General features: G+C 61.9%; 25 protein-coding genes. 12 read left to right on the top strand and 13 right to left on the bottom strand.

Annotated features, from left to right (window positions below):
* Both PFLCHA0_RS04745 and PFLCHA0_RS04740 read left to right on the top strand, forming a co-directional pair.
* Window positions 1-2,106 (top strand): TonB-dependent siderophore receptor, encoded by a 2,106-nt coding sequence (locus PFLCHA0_RS04745; protein WP_015634170.1) that lies wholly within the window; start codon window positions 1-3, stop codon window positions 2,104-2,106.
* Window positions 2,107-2,118: 12 nt separating this feature from the next.
* On the top strand, window positions 2,119-2,847 hold the full coding sequence (locus PFLCHA0_RS04740; protein ID WP_015634169.1) for a DUF4198 domain-containing protein: 729 nt from the start codon (window positions 2,119-2,121) through the stop codon (window positions 2,845-2,847).
* Window positions 2,848-2,880: 33 nt separating this feature from the next.
* On the opposite strand, the gene hisC is transcribed toward PFLCHA0_RS04740, so the two are convergent.
* The 10 genes from hisC to PFLCHA0_RS04690 form a co-directional block, all read right to left on the bottom strand.
* Window positions 2,881-3,933: a histidinol-phosphate transaminase gene (gene hisC, locus PFLCHA0_RS04735; protein ID WP_015634168.1), complete on the bottom strand. Its 1,053-nt coding sequence runs from the start codon at window positions 3,931-3,933 to the stop codon at window positions 2,881-2,883.
* Window positions 3,934-3,935: 2 nt separating this feature from the next.
* On the bottom strand, window positions 3,936-5,264 hold the full coding sequence (gene hisD, locus PFLCHA0_RS04730; protein WP_015634167.1) for a histidinol dehydrogenase: 1,329 nt from the start codon (window positions 5,262-5,264) through the stop codon (window positions 3,936-3,938).
* A gap of 154 nt (window positions 5,265-5,418) precedes the next feature.
* Entirely contained in the window at window positions 5,419-6,054 is a 636-nt protein-coding gene (gene hisG / locus PFLCHA0_RS04725) for an ATP phosphoribosyltransferase (protein WP_011059282.1), read from the bottom strand.
* Window positions 6,055-6,183: 129 nt separating this feature from the next.
* Complete coding sequence (gene murA / locus PFLCHA0_RS04720; protein WP_011059281.1) at window positions 6,184-7,449, bottom strand: UDP-N-acetylglucosamine 1-carboxyvinyltransferase; 1,266 nt, start codon at window positions 7,447-7,449, stop codon at window positions 6,184-6,186.
* Window positions 7,450-7,471: 22 nt separating this feature from the next.
* Entirely contained in the window at window positions 7,472-7,711 is a 240-nt protein-coding gene (locus PFLCHA0_RS04715; RefSeq protein WP_011059280.1) for a BolA family protein, read from the bottom strand.
* Window positions 7,712-7,827: 116 nt separating this feature from the next.
* A complete protein-coding gene (locus PFLCHA0_RS04710) occupies window positions 7,828-8,136 on the bottom strand; it encodes an STAS domain-containing protein (RefSeq protein ID WP_011059279.1) in 309 nt (102 codons plus the stop codon).
* The gene (locus PFLCHA0_RS04705) at window positions 8,133-8,786 is read right to left on the bottom strand and encodes an MlaC/ttg2D family ABC transporter substrate-binding protein (protein WP_015634165.1); all 654 of its coding nucleotides are present in this window, start codon (window positions 8,784-8,786) and stop codon (window positions 8,133-8,135) included. The genes PFLCHA0_RS04710 and PFLCHA0_RS04705 overlap by 4 nt, the downstream gene beginning before the upstream one ends.
* 11 nt (window positions 8,787-8,797) lie before the next feature.
* Window positions 8,798-9,265, bottom strand: a complete 468-nt coding sequence (mlaD, locus tag PFLCHA0_RS04700; protein WP_011059277.1) for an outer membrane lipid asymmetry maintenance protein MlaD — start codon at window positions 9,263-9,265, stop codon at window positions 8,798-8,800.
* Entirely contained in the window at window positions 9,265-10,062 is a 798-nt protein-coding gene (gene mlaE, locus PFLCHA0_RS04695; RefSeq protein ID WP_011059276.1) for a lipid asymmetry maintenance ABC transporter permease subunit MlaE, read from the bottom strand. The genes mlaD and mlaE overlap by 1 nt, the downstream gene beginning before the upstream one ends.
* On the bottom strand, window positions 10,062-10,871 hold the full coding sequence (locus PFLCHA0_RS04690) for an ATP-binding cassette domain-containing protein (RefSeq protein ID WP_015634164.1): 810 nt from the start codon (window positions 10,869-10,871) through the stop codon (window positions 10,062-10,064). Before PFLCHA0_RS04690 ends, mlaE begins: the two co-directional genes overlap by 1 nt.
* A gap of 264 nt (window positions 10,872-11,135) precedes the next feature.
* Here PFLCHA0_RS04690 and PFLCHA0_RS04685 point away from each other — a divergent pair, with 264 nt between their 5' ends.
* From PFLCHA0_RS04685 to PFLCHA0_RS04640, 10 genes are all read left to right on the top strand, one after another.
* The gene (locus PFLCHA0_RS04685; protein ID WP_011059274.1) at window positions 11,136-12,110 is read left to right on the top strand and encodes a KpsF/GutQ family sugar-phosphate isomerase; all 975 of its coding nucleotides are present in this window, start codon (window positions 11,136-11,138) and stop codon (window positions 12,108-12,110) included.
* Entirely contained in the window at window positions 12,110-12,634 is a 525-nt protein-coding gene (locus PFLCHA0_RS04680) for a KdsC family phosphatase (RefSeq protein ID WP_015634163.1), read from the top strand. Before PFLCHA0_RS04685 ends, PFLCHA0_RS04680 begins: the two co-directional genes overlap by 1 nt.
* Before the next feature lie 9 nt (window positions 12,635-12,643).
* Window positions 12,644-13,216, top strand: coding sequence for an LPS export ABC transporter periplasmic protein LptC (gene lptC / locus PFLCHA0_RS04675; protein ID WP_011059272.1), 573 nt, complete (start codon window positions 12,644-12,646; stop codon window positions 13,214-13,216).
* Window positions 13,203-13,748: a lipopolysaccharide transport periplasmic protein LptA gene (gene lptA / locus PFLCHA0_RS04670; protein WP_011059271.1), complete on the top strand. Its 546-nt coding sequence runs from the start codon at window positions 13,203-13,205 to the stop codon at window positions 13,746-13,748. Before lptC ends, lptA begins: the two co-directional genes overlap by 14 nt.
* Window positions 13,748-14,473: an LPS export ABC transporter ATP-binding protein gene (gene lptB / locus PFLCHA0_RS04665; RefSeq protein WP_011059270.1), complete on the top strand. Its 726-nt coding sequence runs from the start codon at window positions 13,748-13,750 to the stop codon at window positions 14,471-14,473. The genes lptA and lptB overlap by 1 nt, the downstream gene beginning before the upstream one ends.
* 182 nt (window positions 14,474-14,655) lie before the next feature.
* Window positions 14,656-16,149, top strand: coding sequence for an RNA polymerase factor sigma-54 (locus PFLCHA0_RS04660; protein ID WP_015634162.1), 1,494 nt, complete (start codon window positions 14,656-14,658; stop codon window positions 16,147-16,149).
* Between the two features lie 125 nt (window positions 16,150-16,274).
* Window positions 16,275-16,580 (top strand): ribosome hibernation-promoting factor, HPF/YfiA family, encoded by a 306-nt coding sequence (gene hpf / locus PFLCHA0_RS04655; RefSeq protein WP_011059268.1) that lies wholly within the window; start codon window positions 16,275-16,277, stop codon window positions 16,578-16,580.
* 12 nt (window positions 16,581-16,592) lie between these two features.
* Window positions 16,593-17,057 carry a PTS IIA-like nitrogen regulatory protein PtsN gene (gene ptsN, locus PFLCHA0_RS04650; RefSeq protein WP_011059267.1) on the top strand — a complete coding sequence of 155 codons (465 nt, stop codon included), beginning with the start codon at window positions 16,593-16,595 and terminating at the stop codon, window positions 17,055-17,057.
* Window positions 17,058-17,059: 2 nt separating this feature from the next.
* Window positions 17,060-17,917 (top strand): RNase adapter RapZ, encoded by an 858-nt coding sequence (rapZ, locus tag PFLCHA0_RS04645; RefSeq protein WP_011059266.1) that lies wholly within the window; start codon window positions 17,060-17,062, stop codon window positions 17,915-17,917.
* Window positions 17,918-17,933: 16 nt separating this feature from the next.
* Complete coding sequence (locus PFLCHA0_RS04640) at window positions 17,934-18,206, top strand: HPr family phosphocarrier protein (protein WP_011059265.1); 273 nt, start codon at window positions 17,934-17,936, stop codon at window positions 18,204-18,206.
* Between the two features lie 29 nt (window positions 18,207-18,235).
* Here PFLCHA0_RS04640 and PFLCHA0_RS04635 read toward each other — a convergent pair whose 3' ends face one another.
* Genes PFLCHA0_RS04635 through PFLCHA0_RS04625 form a run of 3 tightly spaced genes read right to left on the bottom strand, consistent with a single transcriptional unit; the run spans window position 18,236 to window position 20,226 of the window.
* Window positions 18,236-19,129 carry a ZIP family metal transporter gene (locus PFLCHA0_RS04635; protein WP_015634161.1) on the bottom strand — a complete coding sequence of 298 codons (894 nt, stop codon included), beginning with the start codon at window positions 19,127-19,129 and terminating at the stop codon, window positions 18,236-18,238.
* A 34-nt stretch (window positions 19,130-19,163) separates the two neighbouring features.
* Window positions 19,164-19,775 (bottom strand): superoxide dismutase, encoded by a 612-nt coding sequence (locus PFLCHA0_RS04630; protein WP_011059263.1) that lies wholly within the window; start codon window positions 19,773-19,775, stop codon window positions 19,164-19,166.
* 1 nt (window position 19,776) lies between these two features.
* Entirely contained in the window at window positions 19,777-20,226 is a 450-nt protein-coding gene (locus tag PFLCHA0_RS04625) for a hypothetical protein (protein WP_015634160.1), read from the bottom strand.
* Window positions 20,227-20,249 lie beyond the last annotated feature (23 nt).

Raw genomic sequence — 20,249 nt, 5'->3', positions numbered from 1 at the left:
ATGACGTCCCGAAGAATCCTCCCCTTGGCAGGCCTGACCCTGGGCCTGCTGGCAGATCCGCTGCTGGCCAAAGAACCTGAGCCGCTGGAACTTGAAACCACCCGTATCAGCACCGAATACGAATCCGCCACGGGCCCGGTCAAGGGCTACCGGGCCACACGCTCGGCCAGCGCGACGAAGACCGATACGGCGATCCGCGACATTCCCCAATCCATCAGCGTGATCCCCGCCAGCGTGCTCAGGGACCTGGGCAGCAACAACGTCGAACGCGCCCTGGAGTTTGCCGGCGGGGTTTCCAAGCAGAACAACTTCGGCGGGCTGACCCTGTATGAATACAGCGTGCGCGGCTTCACCACCTCGGAGTTCTACAAGGACGGCTTCAGCGCCAACCGCGGCTATCCCAGTACCCCGGACGCCGCCACTGTCGAGCGCATCGAAGTGCTCAAGGGGCCGGCCGCCAGCCTCTACGGCCGTGGCGACCCCGGCGGCACGGTGAATATCGTCACCAAGAAACCCCAGCCCGAAGCCTTCGCGACCTTGCAGACCAGTGCTGGCAGCTGGGACCGCTACCGCACCGCCCTGGACCTCAACACCCCGCTGGATGCCCAGGGCAACCTGCTGTCCCGAGTCAACCTGGCCGTGGAGGACAACCACAGCTTTCGCGACCACGTGGACAGCCGCCGGGTGTTCGTCGCGCCTTCCTTCAGCTGGCAGTTGAACCCGGACACCAGCCTGCTGCTGGAAAGCGAATGGGTGCACCACAGCTCGACCTTCGACCGCGGCATCGTGGCACCGAACAATCGCTGGAGCGGCGTCTCCCGCTCGACCTTCCTCGGCGAACCCGATGACGGCAACATCGACAACCACAACAACATGCTCCAGGCCACCCTGGAACACCACCTCAATGACAGCTGGAAACTGCGTCTGGCCAGCCACTACAAGGAAGGCAAACTCTGGGGCTTCGCCTCCGAAACCCGACCGCTGAACGCCGACCGGCACACGGTCAACCGGCGCTACCGCGAGCGGGACAACAACTGGCATGACAGCATCACCCAGCTGGAACTGCGCGGCCTGTTCGACCTCGGCAGTTGGCAGCATGAACTGCTGATCGGCAGCGAATACGAGAACTACCGCAAGAACGAGCGGGTCACCAGCATTGCCGGCGGCGCCTATGCCATCGATATCTACGACCCGATCTACGGTCAGGCCAAGCCCAACGGCAAACGCTCTGGCACGGACTTTTTCGAGCATGTCGAAAGCCAGGCCCTCAACCTGCAGGACCAGATCATCTTCACTGACCGCCTGCGAGGCATGGTCGGCGCCCGCTTTGAACACTTCGAGCAAAAGATCGACGACCACACCACCGGCAAGCGCAGCCGCCAGAACCACGATGCCCTGACCCAGCGCGCCGGCCTGCTCTACCAACTGACCCCGCAGGTGGGGCTGTTCGCCAACGCCTCCACCTCGTTCAAGCCCAACAATGGGCTGGATGCGGGCGGCAAGACCTTCAAGCCCGAGGAAGGCGTCGGCTATGAAGTGGGGATCAAGAGCGAGCTGTTCGACCAGCGCTTGAGCGCCACCCTCGCCGCCTTCCATATCGACAAGGAAAACGTCCTGGCCCTGGACCCCGGCACCGACGCCAGCCGCGCCATGGGCAAGGCCCGCAGCCAGGGCTTCGACCTGCAGTTCAGCGGCCAGTTGACCGACGCGGTGCGCGTGATAGGCGCCTATGCGCTGATTGATGCGCAAGTCACCAAGGGCGACCCGGCAATCCCCGCCGGCAGCCGCATTCTCGGCGTGGCCAAGCACAGCGCCAGCCTGCTGGGGGTCTATGAATTCCAGGACGGCCGGCTCAAGGGCTCGGACATCGGCGCAGCCCTGACCTATGTCGGCGACCGCTCGGGCGAGGCCGGAGGCCGCTTCGAGCTGCCCGCCTACCGCACCCTGGACCTGCTGGCCCACTACAAGGCCAGCGACAACCTGACCCTGGGCCTGAACCTGAACAACCTGTTCGACGAGAAGTACTACGAACGCTCCTACAGCAACTACTGGGTCAATCCCGGCGAACCGCGCAATTTCACCCTCAGCCTCACACTCAACCTGTAGAAGAGAGCCGCCATGCACAGCCTCAAATCCATCGCCCTGCTGGGCCTGCTCGCCACACTAGGCGCCACCCAGGCCTCGGCCCACGGCCTGTGGACCGAACAACGACGCGGCAATATCGAAGTGATCTACGGCCACGGCGCCGAAGACGACGCCTTCAAGGCCAAGAAGATCAGCGGTGCCTGGGCCTATGACGGCGCGGCCAGAATGATTCCGGTGACCGTGCAACGCCTGGCGGACCACGCACGCCTGCAACCGCTCAAGCCGCCGGCGGTGCTGGCCGTGGCACTGGACAACGGCCCCTGGTCGCAAACCGTGGACAAGCGCTGGGTCAACCAGGGTCGCAGCAAGGTCCCGGGGGCCATCGCCTCGACTCACACCTACAAGTACAGCCTGGCGATCTATCAACCGGGAGCGAAGCTGCCCAAGCTGGAACAGCTCAAGCTGGTGATCCTGCCGGAAGTCGACCCGCTGACCGTCGGCCCGGGCAAGAACCTGCCGGTGCGGGTGCTGCTGGATGGGCAGCCCGTGGCCGGGGTGAAGTTGATTGGCGATTACCGCAATGCACCGAGCACCCTGAGCACCGAGACCGATGCCCAGGGACGTGCCCAAGTGCTGGTGAGGAACGAAGGCTTGAACGTGATTGCCGCAGAGCTGGAGGTAGCGCTCAAGGACAACCCGGATGTGGCCTCACGCGGCCTGTTCAGCTCCCTGACCTTCCTCGGCGAGCCGCACCACGAATAAAGGTACGGCCGCCTCGGAAGCCAGGCGCCTGGACTACAGCTCGCCCAGGCCGTCGATCAGCGCCTGGTTCTGTTCCTGTGTGCCGATGCTGATCCGCAGGAACTGAGCGATCCGCTGCTGCTTGAAGTGGCGCACTATCACCCCTTGCTCGCGCAGCTTGGCCGCCAGGCCGGCTGCGTCGTGCCGCGGGTGACGGGCAAAGATGAAGTTAGCCGCCGACGGCAGCACTTCGAAGCCCTTGGCCTGCAACTGCGCCACCACCCATTCGCGACTGTCGATCACTTGCTGGCAGGTCTTGGCGAAGTACTCACGGTCCTCGAAGGCCGCAGCCGCTCCGACGATCGCCAGGCGATCCAGCGGGTAGGAGTTGAAGCTGTTCTTGACCCGCTCCAGGGCCTCGATCAGATCCGGGTGCCCTACCGCCAGGCCCACTCGCAAGCCGGCCAGGGAGCGCGACTTGGACAGGGTCTGGGTCACCAGCAGGTTCGGGTAGCGATCCACCAGGCTGATGGCGGTCTGGCCGCCGAAGTCGATGTAGGCCTCATCCACCACCACCACGGAGTCCGGGCTGGCCTTGAGGATCTGCTCCACCGCATCCAGGGCCAACAGGCAGCCGGTGGGCGCATTCGGGTTGGGGAAGATGATCCCGCCGTTGGGCCTGGCGTAGTCGGCCACGCGGATCTGGAAATGCTCGTCCAGCGGCACCGCTTCGTGCTCGATGCCGTACAGGCCGCAATACACCGGGTAGAAGCTGTAGCTGATGTCCGGGAACAGCAGCGGTTTTTCCTGCTGCAGCAGGCCATGGAAAATGTGCGCCAGGACTTCGTCGGAACCGTTGCCGAGGAACACCTGGTTACCCTGCACCCCGTAGTAACTGGCCACCGCCTGCTTGAGCAGGTCACCGTTGGGGTCCGGATACAGGCGCAGGTTATCGTTGAGTTCGGCCTGCATCGCCGCCAGGGCCCTGGGCGACGGGCCATAGGGGTTTTCATTGGTGTTGAGCTTGACCAGCTTGGTCAGCTTCGGTTGTTCGCCCGGCACGTAGGGCACCAGGTTCTTGACGAACGGACTCCAGAATTTGCTCATGTTCATTGCCCCTGATCTTGGTCGTCGACGATGCGGTATTCGGCGCTGCGGGCGTGGGCGGTCAGCGACTCGCCACGGGCCAGCACCGAGGCGGTGCGGCCCAGCTCGGACGCGCCCTGCTCGGAGCAGAAGATGATCGACGAACGTTTCTGGAAGTCATACACCCCCAGCGGAGACGAGAAACGCGCGGTGCCGGAAGTCGGCAGCACGTGGTTCGGCCCGGCGCAGTAATCCCCCAGCGCTTCGCTGGTGTGGCGGCCCATAAAGATCGCCCCGGCGTGGCGGATCTGCGGCAGCCAGGCTTGCGGGTCGGCCACGGACAGCTCCAGGTGCTCGGGGGCAATGCGGTTGGCCACTTCAATGGCTTGCTGCATGTCGCGGACCTTGATCAGGGCTCCACGGCCGTTGATCGAGGTGTTGATGATTTGTGCGCGCTCCATGGTTGGCAGCAGCTTGGCGATGCTTGCCGCGACTTTATCCAGGAACTCGGCATCCGGGCTGACCAGGATCGCCTGGGCGTCTTCGTCGTGCTCGGCCTGGGAGAACAGGTCCATGGCGATCCAGTCCGGGTCGGTCTGGCCGTCGCAGACCACCAGGATTTCCGACGGGCCGGCGATCATGTCGATGCCGACCTGGCCGAACACATGGCGCTTGGCGGTGGCCACATAGATGTTGCCCGGGCCGACAACCTTGTCCACCTGGGGCACGCTTTCGGTGCCGTAGGCCAGCGCGGCCACGGCCTGGGCGCCGCCGATGGTGAACACCCGATCGACCCCGGCGATGCAGGCGGCAGCCAGTACCAGTTCGTTGACCTCGCCACGCGGGGTCGGCACCACCATCACCACCTCGGTAACGCCCGCCACCTTGGCCGGAATCGCGTTCATCAGCACCGACGACGGGTAGGACGCCTTGCCCCCCGGTACGTACAGGCCGGCGCGGTCCAGCGGCGTGACCTTCTGGCCCAGCACCGTGCCGTCGGCCTCGGTGTAGGTCCAGGAGTCCTGTTTCTGCTTCTCGTGGTAGCTGCGCACCCGCGCCGCGGCCTTTTCCAGGGCTTCGCGCTGGGCCACGGTGATCCGGGTCAGGGCCAGCTCCAGGCGCTCGCGCGGCAGGATCAGGTCTGCCATGGAGGCCACTTGCAAGCCGTCAAAACGCTGGGTGAACTCCACCAGCGCCGCATCGCCGCGCTCGCGCACGGCCTTGATGATGTCCAGCACCCGCTGATTGACCGAATCGTCAGAGACACTTTCCCAGCTCAGCAGATGATCCAGATGACGGGCGAAATCCGGGTCGGCAGCGTTGAGTCGGCGAATTGCAGTCGGAGCGGTCATAGCGAAGGCCTCAATGATTGGCGAATGCACAAAAGGGCAAGCTTGGATTTGCAAAGCTCAGGCGCCCCAAGACTACCAAGCCATCCGCGTGGGCACCTGAGTATTCTGGCTATGACGCGGATAGATGGGCGCGGCTCAAGGCCACGCATGTGAATCAGCCGCGGTGTCGCGATTCCACTGCCTTGCGCAGGGTATCGATCAACGCCTGGATACGGGCGTGCTGCATCTTCATCGATGCCTTGTTGACCACCAGGCGGGAGCTGATGGTAGCAATCAGTTCCTGGGGTTCCAGGCCGTTGGCCCGCAGGGTATTGCCAGTGTCGACCACGTCGATGATCTTGTCGGCCAGGCCGATCAGCGGCGCCAGTTCCATGGAACCGTAGAGCTTGATGATGTCCACCTGACGACCCTGCTCGGCGTAGTAGCGCTTGGCTACGTTGACGAACTTGGTGGCCACGCGCAGGCGGCCCTTGGGTTCTGCGGCGCCAATGGCACCGGCAGTCATCAGCTTGCACTGGGCAATCTGCAGGTCCAGTGGCTCATACAGGCCCTGGCCGGTGTACTCCATCAGGACGTCCTTGCCGGCCACCCCGAGGTCGGCAGCGCCATGCTCGACATAAGTCGGCACGTCAGTGGCACGCACGATCAGCAGGCGGACATCGTCCTGGGTCGTGGGGATGATCAGTTTGCGGCTCTTGTCCGGATTCTCGGTTGGCACGATGCCCGCTTCAGCCAGAAGCGGCAGCGTGTCGTCGAGGATACGGCCCTTGGACAGTGCGATGGTCAACATGAGTAACGTAAGTCCTTATGCGGCGACTGATGCCCGGACGCAAACGGCGCCAGACATGCGTCGAGCCTGAAGACAGGCTCGACGTGAAACAGATTCGACTGTGGGCACCTCCCTGTGCCCGTCATGCAACTAGCCCGGTACGCGGCGGATCTTGGCGCCGAGCATCTGCAGCTTCTCTTCGATGCACTCGTAACCACGGTCGATGTGGTAGATGCGATCGATCAGGGTGTCGCCTTCGGCCATCAGGGCCGAGATCACCAGGCTGGCCGAAGCCCGCAGGTCGGTAGCCATGACAGGCGCGCCCTTGAGGATTTCGGTACCGGTAACGATGGCGGTGTTGCCTTCGACCTGGATCTTGGCGCCCATGCGGTGCAGCTCATAGACGTGCATGAAGCGGTTTTCGAAGATGGTCTCGATCACCGCGCCAGTACCTTCGGCAATCGCGTTCAGGGAAATGAACTGCGCCTGCATGTCGGTGGGGAACGCCGGGTACGGAGCGGTACGCACGTTGACCGCCTTGGGGCGCTTGCCGTGCATGTTGAGTTCGATCCAGTCGCTGCCGGTGGTGACTTCAGCGCCGGCTTCCTTGAGCTTTTCCAGAACGGCTTCAAGGATGGTCGGATCGGTGTCCTTGACCTTGACGCGGCCGCCGGTGACGGCTGCAGCCACCAGGTAGGTGCCGGTTTCGATACGGTCGGGCATGACCTTGTAGATCGCCGAATGCAGACGCTCGACGCCATCGATGGTGATGGTGTCGGTGCCGGCGCCGGAAATCTTCGCGCCCATGGCGATCAGGAAGTTCGCCAGGTCCACGACTTCTGGTTCGCGAGCGGCGTTCTGCAGCACGCTGCGGCCACGGGCCAGGGCGGCAGCCATCATGATGTTCTCGGTACCGGTCACGCTCACGGTATCGAAGAAGAAATTCGCGCCGCGCAGGCCACCCTCAGGCGCCTTGGCCTTGATGTAGCCGCCTTCGACGTCGATCACCGCGCCCATGGCTTCCAGGCCGCGGATGTGCAGGTCTACCGGACGCGAGCCGATGGCGCAACCGCCAGGCAGGGCCACTTCGGCTTCGCCGAAACGGGCAACCATCGGGCCCAGTACCAGGATCGAGGCGCGCATGGTTTTCACCAGCTCGTAGGGTGCCACCAGGGTCTTGATGGTACGCGGGTCGATTTCGACGCTGAGCTTCTCGTCGATCACCGGCTCGATGCCCATGCGACCGAACAGCTCGATCATGGTGGTAATGTCGTGCAGGTGCGGCAGGTTGGCCACGGTGACCGGGCCATCGCACAGCAGGGTTGCCGCCAGAATCGGCAGCGCGGAGTTCTTGGCCCCGGAAATGCGGATCTCGCCATCAAGGCGAACGCCGCCGGTAATAATCAATTTATCCATAACAGTCTCGACGCCCTTGGGCTCAGGTGCGCTCGGCCCAGGCCGCGCGGCTGAAAAATTTCATGGTGATCGCGTGGATGCTGCCATCGGCAATCCATGGATTCAAATGGGCATAGATGCTCTGCTGACGCTTCACCGGGCTCAAGGCCGACAGTTCGTCGCTAATCACGTTCAGCTGAAAGTTGCAGCCTTCGCCCTCAACTTCTACCTGAGCTCCGGGCAGCTTTCCCTCAAGAAAGCTCTTCACTTCGTTGGCCTGCATGCTCAACCTCAATCGGCGCCCTGTGCGCGCGGGTCGGACATCATACAAAAAAGCCCCGCGCCTGCGAACCCCGCATAGCAGGACTCTGACGGGGGGCTTCTATATAGGGATGTGGGTTATTGGGGATGGGCGAAGATTTCGGTGACTCCGGAGACCTCGGCGATCTCGCGCATGTCCTCGGGCAGCGCACGAACGCTCACCGCCTTGCCCAGTGCCTGGCCATCACGCATGAAGGCCAGTAGCAGCGCGAGGCCGACGCTGGAGGACTTCTCCACCGCCGAGCAATCGAGCACCAGCGCCGGTGCCTGGCTCGACTTGATCAGTGCCTGGCCCTGCTTGCGCAGGCCCGGGCCGCTGCGGTAATCCAGCACGCCGCTGATCAACAGTTCCCCGGCGTCACCGAGGCGCACGGCCGATTCACTCATTGCGCAGCCTTTTGTGCAGCGTCTTCGGTCACTTCCTTGGCCTTGGCCACCTCACCGGCCCAGCCGTCGATGGTCTTGTCCAGGTTGTTGCCATTGCGCTGCATCGCGTCGGCGAACTGATCACGGAACAGCTTGCCGATATTGATGCCGTTGATGATCACGTTACGCACTTTCCACTCACCGTTGATCTTTTCCAGGGTGTAGGACACTGGGTAGATCGCGCCGTTGTTGCCCTTGACCTGCATATCGACGCTGGTGCGGGTGCCGCTTTCATCCTTGGCCGGAGAAACCGTGATGCCCTGGTTGTTGTACTCCAGCAAGGCATTGCCATAGAACTGCATCAGGCTGCGCTTGAAATTTTCCTGGAAGCGCACCATCTGCTCCGGCGTGGCCTTGCGCGAATACTTGACGGTCATGATGCTGCGGGAAATGCCGTCAGCATCCACCACAGGACCGACGATGCTGTTCAAGGCATTGTAGAAGTCGTTCGGGCTTTGCTTGTACTTCTCTTTATTGGCCGCCAGGTCAGCGAGCAGACGGGTGGTCGTGTCCTGCACCAGATCATGCGCGGAAGGCGTGCTTGCCGCGTTGGCCAGCAACGGCAGAGCCGCCAGCAGCACCAACAGGCCACGTCGCAAGATAGATATCATCGAAAAACTCCTCATTTGGCGTCTTTGCTAACGGTATTGAGCAGGAATTTACCGATCAGGTCCTCCAGCACCAGCGACGACTGGGTGTCGTGAATGGTTCCACCATCCTTGAGCAAGGCTTCTTCCCCGCCCACGCTGATACCGATGTATTTTTCACCCAACAGGCCAGCAGTCAGGATAGATGCAGTGGAGTCAGTCGGCAGATTATCCACGCGCTTTTCCAATTGCATCGTTACCCGGCCAGTGAAGCTGTCACGGTCCAGATCGATCGCCGTGACCTTGCCGATGGTCACGCCGGCCATGGTCACTTTGGCTCTGACCGTCAAACCGGCGATATTGTCGAAGTAGGCGTAAAGTTTATAAGTATCGGTGCTCGCGGTTGGAGACAAGCCACTGACTCGCAGGGCAAGCAACAGCAAAGCCAGGATGCCGGCCAGCAGGAAAAGGCCGACACCGATTTCCAGGGTGCGGTTTTGCATCAGAAATCTCCAAACATCAAGGCGGTCAGAATAAAGTCCAAGCCGAGTACGGCCAACGAGGCATACACCACGGTCTTGGTAGTGGCACGGCTGATCCCCTCTGAAGTGGGCTCACAGTCATAGCCTTGGAAAACGGCGATCCAGGTCACTACAAACGCAAAAACAATACTTTTGATCACACCGTTGAGCACGTCACCACTGAAGGTCACGCTGTTCTGCATGTTCGCCCAGTAGGAGCCGTCGTAGACTCCCAGCCAGTCGACAGCGACCCACGAACCGCCCCAGATGCCCACCACGCTGAAAATCATCGCCAGCAACGGCAGGGAAATGAAGCCGGCCCACAGGCGCGGCGCAATGATGTACTTGAGCGGGTCGACACCGATCATCTCCAGGCTGGAGAGCTGCTCGGTGGACTTCATGTTGCCGATTTCCGCGGTCAGCGCCGAACCGGCACGCCCGGCGAACAGCAGCGCAGTCACTACCGGCCCCAGCTCCCGCAACAGGGTCAGGGCCACCATCTGCCCCACCGCCTGCTCCGAACCGTAGCTGGAAAGGATATTGAAGCCCTGCAGCGCCAGCACCATGCCGATGAAGATCCCGGACACGACAATGATCACTAGGGACATCACGCCCACTGAGTGCAGTTGCTTGACCAGCAGGCCAAAGCTGCCGCCTATGCCACCGCGGCCCAGCAGCGCATGGAACAGGAACAGCGTGGAACGCCCCAGTACCGCCAGGACATCGATGCCTGAGCGACCGAAGAGGCGAACCCTCTCGATTAGCGATATTTTGCGCATCAGCGCTTCCTCAGAAGATCTGCGCGGTAGTCCGTCGCTGGAAAGTGGAACGGCACCGGGCCGTCGGGATCGCCCTTCATGAACTGACGGATACGCGGATTATCGGAGTCCATCAGCTCTTCGGGAGTTCCCTGGCCCAACACCTGGCCATCGCCCACTACATATAGGTAGTCGGCAATGCTCGCGGTTTCCGCCAGGTCGTGGGAAACCAGGATGCTGGTGATACCCAGGGCATCGTTGAGCAGCCGGATCAGGCGCACCAGAACGCCCATGGCAATGGGGTCCTGGCCCACGAAAGGCTCGTCGTACATGAGGATCTGCGGATCCAGGGCAATCGCCCGGGCCAGGGCGACCCGGCGCTTCATGCCGCCGGACAGCTCGTCGGGCATCAGGTCGACCGCGCCGCGCAAGCCCACCGCCTGTAACTTGAGCAGGACGATGTCACGAATCATTTCGTCCGGCAGTTGGGTGTGCACCCGCAGCGGAAAGGCCACGTTCTCGAACACGTCCAGGTCGGTGAACAGTGCGCCGCTCTGGAACAGCACGCCCATCTGCTTGCGCGCGTCGAACAGATCGCTGCGCGAAAGGCTCGGCAGATTCTGGCCATTGACCCACACTTCGCCGCTGCTGGGCCGCAACTGCATGCCCATCAAGCGCAACAGGGTGGTCTTCCCACAGCCGGAAGGCCCCATGATGCCGGTGACCTTGCCCCGCGGAATACGGATATCCACGTTATTGAAAATGCTGCGCGTACCGCGCTTGAAGGACAGTCCCTTCAGCTCGACCGCGTAGGCGTTATCGGCACTCATCTAAACTCCTTGCGATGCAGCCTATCACTCGGACGCTTGGCTCCCTGCCGGGAGTACATGCCCCTGGGCAGGCCGAACTGGCGGCGAACTATATCACTGCTGATACGGAGCCCCCAAGGCCGACGCCACCCCCGTTCAGGTCGACGACAGGCAAAAACCAGGCTTTCCTCACGCCCGGCAGACAAAGCCTGACGAACTTGCGTGAGGGATTTGTTCATTACCGCTATAATCGCCGCCTTTTCATCGGGCTATACGATTTCAGACATGAGCCAATCCAGCGACCTGATTCAATCAGCACAACGCACCATCCGCCTCGAACTACAGGCAGTAGAAGGCTTGCTGCCCCATATCGACGCAGATTTCGTACGCGCTTGCGAGATGATTCTGGCCAGCAAAGGCCGCGTAGTGGTGGTCGGCATGGGCAAGTCCGGGCACGTCGGCAACAAGATTGCCGCTACCCTGGCCAGCACCGGGACCACGGCCTTCTTCGTCCATCCTGCCGAAGCCAGCCATGGCGACATGGGCATGATTACCCGCGATGACGTGATCCTGGCCCTCTCCAACTCCGGCTCCACCAACGAAATCGTCACCCTGCTGCCCCTGATCAAGCGTCTGGGCATCCAGTTGATCAGCCTCACCGGCAACCCCGAGTCGCCGCTGGCCAAGGCGGCTGACGTCAACCTCAACGTCCACGTCGAGCACGAAGCCTGCCCGCTGAACCTGGCACCGACCTCCTCGACCACCGCCGCCCTGGTCATGGGCGACGCCCTGGCCGTGGCGCTGCTGGAAGCCCGGGGTTTCACTGCCGAGGACTTTGCCTTCTCCCACCCGGGTGGTGCCCTGGGCCGTCGCCTGCTGCTCAAGGTGGAGAACGTCATGCACGAAGGCAGCGATCTGCCCCAGGTGCAACGCGGCACCCTGCTCAAGGACGCGCTCATGGAAATGACCCGCAAGGGCCTGGGCATGACCGTGATCCTGGAGGCCGACGGCCGCCTGGCCGGGATCTTCACCGACGGCGACCTGCGTCGCACCCTGGATCGGGCCATCGATATACACCATGCCACCATCGATTCGGTGATGACCCCTCATGGCAAGACCGCACGTGCCGACATGCTGGCCGCCGAAGCCCTGAAAATCATGGAAGACCACAAGATCAGCGCCCTGGTGGTGGTGGACAAGGAAGACCGGCCGATCGGCGCCTTGAACATGCACGACCTGCTGCGCGCGGGAGTGATGTGATGAGTGCCGACCTGCTGCAACGCGGTAAAAACATCAAGCTGGCGGTATTCGATGTCGACGGCGTGCTGACTGACGGGCGCCTGTACTTCCTCGAAGACGGCAGCGAGTTCAAGACCTTCAACACCCTGGACGGCCAGGGCATCAAGATGCTCATGGCAGCCGGCGTACAGACGGCGATCATCAGCGGGCGCAAGACCCCGGTGGTAGAGCGCCGGGCCAAGAACCTGGGGATTCCCCACCTGTACCAGGGCCGCGAAGACAAGCTGGTGGTATTGGACGAGCTTCTTGGCCAACTGGGCCTAAGCTATGAACAGGTCGCCTATCTGGGCGACGATTTGCCCGACCTGCCGGTGATCCGCCGCGTGGGGCTGGGCATGGCGGTGGCCAATGCCGCAGCGTTTGTCCGCGAACACGCCCACGGCGTCACCGCGGCCCGCGGCGGCGAAGGTGCCGCCCGCGAGTTCTGCGAACTGATCCTGCGTGCCCAGGACCGCCTTGAAGCAGCCAATGCCGCTTACTTATAGAGCCTTCCCATGCTGAGCAAAAAGATTCGCAACATCCTGATCTTCGGGACCATCGCCCTGCTGTTCGCAGCGGTCGGTTACTGGAACATCAGCCCGGAACGCTTCCTCGACAAGCCGGTGGCCCAGGTCGACGAAAGCGCCATTGACTACTACGTGATCAACGCCCGCAGCGTGCAGTACCTGCCCGACGGCAAACTGCAGTACGAAATGACCTCGGACAAGGTCGAGCACGTCAAGGCCAGCGAAGTGACCCTGCTGACCAAGCCGGACCTGCAGATGTACCGTGGCACCACGTTCCCCTGGCATGTCCAGAGCGAACGCGGCGAGGTCAACCCGGACGGCACCGAGGTCGAGCTGATCGATTCGGTACGGGTTTCCCGCACCGACGAGCACAACCGCAACCTGCTGATCACCACGACCCGCATGACAGTATTCCCGCAGAAGCAATATGCGCAGACCGAGCAAGCCGTTAGAATCGACGGCGCCGGCGGCGTGACTACGGCCAAGGGAATGAAAGCGTATTTGAAAGACGGCAGGATGAACCTGCTATCGAACGTAAGAGGACAGTATGAGGCTCGTTAAAACCCTCCCTATTTTGCTCAGTCTGGGCGCAGCACTGGGAAGCGTGAGCGCCTGGGCTCTGCCGAACGATAGCCAACAGCCGATCCGCATCCAGGCCGACGACGCCCAGCTGGACGACAAGAACGGCGTGGCCACCTACAAGGGCGATGTCATCATCACCCAGGGCTCGATGAAGATCACCGGTAACACCGTGACCATCACCCGGTCCAAGACCGGTGAAATCGACGTGGTGACCTCGGTGGGCAACCTCGCCTACTTCGAGCAACTGCAGAAGCAGACCGACCCGAAACCGGTCCAGGCCTACGCCGTGACCATCCAGTACCATGCCCAGCAGAACCGCATCGTGCTGATCGACAAGGCCAAGGTCATCAACGACGGTAATACCACCGAAGGCGAGAAGATCGTCTACGACACCGTCAAGCAGGTTGCCAACGCCGGTCGCGCCAATGGCAGCTCGGTTACCGCGCCGCGTCCGCGGATCGACATGGTCATCCAGCCGAAAAAGAAAACCGACGAGCAAAAGGCCCAGTAATGGCAACTTTGAAAGCTCAGCACCTGGCCAAGAGCTACAAGAGCCGCCAGGTCGTGCGTGATGTCAGCCTGTCCATCGACAGCGGTCAGATCGTCGGCCTGCTCGGCCCCAACGGCGCCGGCAAGACCACCTGCTTCTACATGATCGTCGGCCTGGTCCAGGCCGATCAGGGCCGCGTCCTGATCGACGACCTGGATGTCAGCCACCAACCGATGCACGGCCGCGCACGCGCCGGTATCGGCTACCTGCCCCAGGAAGCCTCGATCTTTCGCAAGCTGTCGGTGGCCGACAACATCATGGCCATCCTCGAGACCCGCAAGGAGCTCGACAAGGCCGGCCGTCGCCAGGAACTGGAAAGCCTGCTGCAGGAATTCCACATCAACCACATCCGCGACAACCTCGGCATGAGCCTGTCCGGTGGTGAGCGGCGCCGCGTGGAGATCGCCCGGGCCCTGGCCACCGCGCCCAAGTTCATCCTGCTGGACGAACCCTTCGCCGGTGTCGACCCGATCTCGGTGGGCGATATCAAGCAGATCATCCACCACCTCAAGGCCAAGGGCATCGGGGTGCTGATCACCGACCACAACGTCCGGGAAACCCTGGACATCTGCGAGACCGCCTACATCGTCAACGACGGGCAACTGATCGCCGAAGGCGACTCCGAGACCATCCTGGCCAACGAACTGGTCAAGGAAGTCTATCTGGGCCATGAGTTCCGCCTGTAAGGGCTGATGTGTTGGGCTGGACGCCAGGGCGCCGGGAACAATAAAACCCTACAAACTTTATTGTTACAGCGCTCTAGGCAAACACTTCAGTTTCAGGCATATAATTTGCTTATGTTTGGCGCTCCGGCGCCCTGTAGTGGATGGCGCATGTGCGCCGGCAAATAAGGTGTTAAGCCCCTGCCATGAAACCATCGCTAGTCCTTAGAATGGGCCAGCAGCTGACGATGACACCGCAGCTGCAACAGGCCATCCGCCTGCTCCAATTGTCGACCCTGGACCTGCAACAGGAAATCCAGGAAGCCCTGGAGTCCAACCCGATGCTCGAACGCCAGGAAGAAGGCGACGACTTCGACAACAGCGACCCCCTGGCCGACAACACCGAGTCCAAACCCAATACCGAGATCCAGGAGCCCTCCTACCAGGAAACCGCCCCCACGGTGGACAGCCTCGAGGACGGTGAGTGGAACGAGCGCATCCCCAACGAACTGCCGGTCGACACCGCCTGGGAAGACGTCTACCAGACCAGCGCCAGCAGCCTGCCCAGCAGCGATGACGACGAGTGGGACTTCACCACCCGCACTTCCGCGGGCGAGAGCCTGCAGAGCCACCTGCTCTGGCAACTGAACCTGGCGCCGATGTCGGACACCGACCGCCTGATTGCCGTGACCCTGATCGACTGCATCAACAATCAGGGCTACCTGGACGAAACCCTCGAGGAGATCCTCGAAGCCTTCGATCCGGAACTGGACATCGAACTGGACGAGATAGAAGCCGTCCTGCACCGCATCCAGCAATTCGAACCCGCGGGCATCGGTGCCCGCAACCTGGGCGAGTGCCTGTTGCTGCAACTGCGCCAGTTGCCGGCGAAAACGCCCTGGCTGGGCGAGGCCCAGCGCCTGGTCAGTGACTACATCGACCTCCTGGGCAGCCGCGACTACAGCCAGCTGATGCGGCGCATGAAGCTCAAGGAAGATGAGTTGCGCCAGGTCATCGAGCTGGTGCAGAGCCTCAACCCCCGTCCCGGTTCGCAGATCGAATCCAGCGAAGCCGAATACGTGGTCCCGGACGTCATAGTGCGCAAGGACAACGAACGCTGGCTGGTGGAACTGAACCAGGAATCCGTGCCGCGCCTGCGGGTCAACGCCCAGTACGCCGGTTTTGTACGCCGCGCCGACACCAGCGCCGACAACACCTTCATGCGCAACCAGTTGCAGGAAGCCCGCTGGTTCATCAAGAGCCTGCAAAGCCGCAATGAAACCCTGATGAAGGTCGCCACCCAGATCGTCGAGCACCAGCGCGGCTTTCTCGAATATGGCGATGAAGCGATGAAGCCGCTGGTTCTGCACGATATCGCCGAGGCGGTGGGCATGCACGAATCGACGATTTCCCGGGTGACCACGCAAAAATTCATGCATACCCCACGGGGCATATATGAGCTGAAATACTTTTTCTCCAGCCACGTCAGCACTTCGGAAGGCGGTGAATGCTCGTCCACGGCGATCCGCGCGATCATCAAAAAATTGGTGGCCGCGGAAAATCAGAAAAAGCCGTTGAGTGACAGCAAGATCGCTGGTTTACTGGAGGCACAAGGCATTCAGGTAGCCCGTCGTACCGTCGCCAAGTACCGCGAATCCCTTGGGATCGCGCCTTCCAGCGAACGTAAGCGGTTGATGTAGCCGCAGGGCTGGCCACAGCGTTTCAGAGTGTGTTTGAAAAGGGCCTGGTGTCGTTTTCAAACGTAGTCTAGGTGGCAGGCAACCCAGCCTGCCGCGTTATGCACTGGCAACGAAGGAGAAGCTGTATGCAAGTCAACATCAGTGGACACCAACTCGAAGTGACTGAACCCCTGCGCGTCTACATCGGCGAAAAACTCGACCGGCTGGAGAGGCACTTCGACAAGATTACCAATGTGCAGGTCACCATGGCTGTCGAGAAGCTGAAGCAGAAAATCGAAGCCACCCTGCACATCCACGGTGGGGAGGTCGTTGCCAACGCAGAACATGACGATATGTATGCCGCAATCGACCTGCTCACGGACAAGCTTGACCGCCAACTGAAAAAGCATAAGGAAAAGCAACTCCACCTTCTCCAAGGCACGGGTCGCTAACACTCCCCTCCCATGATCCGACTTGAAAGCATCCTGACCCCCGGCCGTTCCCTGGTGAACGTGCCGGGCGGCAGTAAAAAACGCGCCCTCGAACAAATTGCCAACCTGATCAGCCGTGAAGTGCCTGATCTGGAGATGCAGGATGTCTTCGAGAGCCTGATTGCCCGTGAAAAACTCGGTTCCACCGGTTTTGGCAACGGCATCGCCATTCCCCACTGCCGCCTCAAAGGCTGCGAGTCGCCCATCAGTGCGCTGATGCACCTGGACGCTCCGATCGATTTCGACGCCATTGATGGCGCACCGGTCGACCTGCTGTTCGTCCTGCTGGTTCCGGAAGCCGCGACCGATGCACACCTGGAACTGCTCCGGCAGATCGCCAGCATGCTCGATCGCAAGGAAGTCCGTGACCGGCTGCGCAGCGCCACCAGCAACGAAGCCTTGTATCAGGTCGTTCTGGACGAGCAAAACGGTCAGTAATCATGCGTTTGATCATCGTTAGCGGCCGCTCCGGCTCAGGTAAAAGCACCGCCCTCGATGTTCTCGAGGACCACGGCTACTATTGCATCGACAACCTGCCAGCCGGCTTGCTGCCGGAACTGGCTGAACGTGCGTTGATCCACACCGAACTGGCGCAACCGCTGGTGGCGGTGTCCATCGATGCCCGCAACCTGCCCAGTCATCTGTCGCGCTTCCCCGAATTGCTGGAAGAAGTGCGCAGCCGGCATATCCAGTGCGATGTGCTGTACCTGGATGCCGACGAAGAGACCCTGCTCAAGCGCTTCTCCGAGACCCGTCGGCGCCACCCGCTGAGCAGCGCCAACCGCTCCCTGGCCGAAGCCATCCACGATGAAACCCAACTGCTGGGGCCGATCGTCGACCTGGCCGATCTCAAGGTCAACACCACCAACCTGAACCTTTACCAGCTGCGCGACACCATCAAGCTACGACTGTTGAACCAGCCGGAACCCGGTACCGCGTTCCTGGTGGAGTCCTTCGGCTTCAAGCGCGGCATGCCGGTAGATGCAGACCTGGTGTTCGACGTGCGCTGCCTGCCCAACCCGTATTGGAAGCCCGAGTTGCGCGCCCAATCAGGCCTGGATGCGCCCGTGGCCGAGTATCTGGCGGCGCAACCCGATGTCGAGGAAATGTTCCAGGACATCTCCAGCTACCTGCTCAAATGGCTGCCACGCTTTGCCGCCAGCAACCGCGCCTATGTGACCATCGCCATCGGCTGCACCGGCGGGCACCACCGCTCCGTGTACCTGACCGAGCGCCTGGGCCAGGTCCTGCAAAAATCCCTGAAGAACGTCCAGGTTCGCCACCGCGACCTTAGCTGAAAGGATCTACCCCGCGATGCCAGCTCTGGAAATCGAGATCATCAATAAACTGGGCCTGCATGCCCGTGCCTCGGCCAAGTTCGTCGGCGTGGCCGGTCAGTTTCCCTGCCAGATCCGCGCCGGCAGGACCCCGGACTCCATGGTCGACGGCAAAAGCATCATGGCCATGATGATGCTGGCCGCCGGCAAGGGCACCAGGATCCACCTGAAGACCGAAGGCGAGCAGGAACAGGAAGCGATGGATGCGCTGGTGGCACTGATCAACAACTTCTTCGACGAAGGCGAGTAGGCCCGGGCGGGCCCCTCACCATACGGCTCTCAGGCGAGTGCCATATCCATGACCATCATCAGGCAGAAACCGATACACAGGCCAAGGCTGGCAAGCTTGTCATGGCCATTGCGACGCGACTCCGGAATCACTTCATGAGTGACCACCAGCAGCATCGCCCCCGCCGCCAGGGCCAGGCCCAAGGGCAGCAATACCTGCGCCAGGCTCACCAGCCAGGCGCAGAGCAAGGCAAAGACCGGTTCCACCAGACCTGAAGCCGCACCAATCAGGAATGCCTTGACCCGCGACATCCCCGCCCCCGCCAATACCAGGGCAATCACCAGGCCTTCCGGCACATCCTGCAGGGCAATGCCCATGGCCAGGCTGTCCGCATCCGGCATGCCGCCTCCGGCCGACACCCCCACCGCCATCCCTTCAGGAATGTTGTGGGCAATGATGGCGAAGACGAACAGCCAGATACGCGGGGCAATCACCGGATGCTCTGGCGTGCCCACCAGCACCTCCGGGCTGCCCCCCGAGACCTTGAGATCCACCAGGAACAGGCCAAAGGCCCCGAGCATGATGCCGGCGCAGATCAGGCCGCTGGAGCCCCAGGCAGACAAGCCCAGGTCCTGGGCCGCAGCGATGCCGGGGACGATCAGCGAAAATGCCGTGGCCGCCAGCATCACTCCGGCACCAAAACCCAGCAGGGTGTCGCTCACCGCCACCGGCATCCGCCGGATCACCAGCACCGGGACCGCCCCCAGCGCCGTGCCCAGCGCGCAGATCGAACCGCCCTGCAAGGCGCGCAGCAAGCGCGGCTCCAGGTTCAGCCAGCTCAACCCTTGAGCCACCAGCAACGCCGTGCCCGCCAACAGCAACAGCGAACCGAAGGCATAACGAAACATTCGCCCGCTGCTGATTGCCAGTGTTTCAGTGCCCATAGTCGGCCTTAGATCTTGTTTTGATGGAAAGGTATCAAGCCATCGCGGCCTGGTAGCGCTGAGCGACTTCCGGCCAGTTGATGACGTTGTAGAAGGCGTTGATGTATTCCGGGCGGCGGTTCTGGTAGCGCAGGTAGTAGGCGTGCTCCCACACATCCAGACCGAGGATCGGCGTATTGCCGTTCATCAGCGGGCTGTCCTGGTTACCGCTGCTTTCCACCACCAGTTTCTTCTCCGGTGTCACGCTGAGCCAGGCCCAGCCACTGCCGAAACGGGTGAGTGCGGCCTTGGTGAAGGCTTCCTTGAAGCTCTCGAAACCACCCAGTTGCTGCTCGATGGCTTGCCCCAGGGCGCCTTGGGGATGGCCGCCACCGGCGGGCGTCATCACCGCCCAGAACAGCGAATGGTTGGCATGCCCGCCACCCTGGTTGATCACCGCAGCACGCAGTTTTTCCGGCAGTTGCTGAACGCTGGCTACCAGCTTTTCCACCTCCCACCCTGCCCATTCGGTCCCCTCGACGGCGGCGTTGAGGTTGTTGATGTAGGTCTGGTGATGCTTGGTGTAGTGGATTTCCATGGTTTGCGCATCGATGTGCGGTTCCAGGGCGTCGTAGGCGTAAGGCAGTGCAGGCAAGGTAAAGGACATATCAATGGGCTCCGTAAGAGGGGCTGTCTGGTTGCGAGCTGTCGGCTGACAGGCCCGCGACGTTGCTGTCCAGCAAACGGTGAGTGCGCGGGTATTCGCCGTGATCACCGATGAAATTCAGTAGTTCGACGTAGGTCTTGCTGCTTTGGCGCAAGGCCGCTTCCCGCAGGGCTGTGGGCAAGCGGCTGTCCTGCATGGTCTGCAGCAACCGCTGATGGATGGCGCAGAGGTATTCCGCGCTCTCCTCCGGCTGATTGAGGCGCAGGTGCAGGTCTGCCAGGTTGTGATGGGAAATCACACAGGCCGCCACCGCTTCGTCGGCATCCGACCAGCGCTCGAACAGCACCTGGGCCAGGGCCAGCGCCTGCAGGTAGAACTCGCGAGCATCCACCAGCTCGCCCTGCATAAAGAGGCGATTGGCCCTTTCGATCGTGCGTTTCCAGTGCTCCATGGTGAGCCTCCAAAGCGGTGTCG

Source organism: Pseudomonas protegens CHA0 (genome assembly GCF_000397205.1).
Classification (GTDB): domain Bacteria; phylum Pseudomonadota; class Gammaproteobacteria; order Pseudomonadales; family Pseudomonadaceae; genus Aquipseudomonas; species Aquipseudomonas protegens.
The sequence above is the reverse complement of the archived record's forward strand: the minus strand, read 5'-3'. Positions and strand labels throughout refer to the sequence as shown.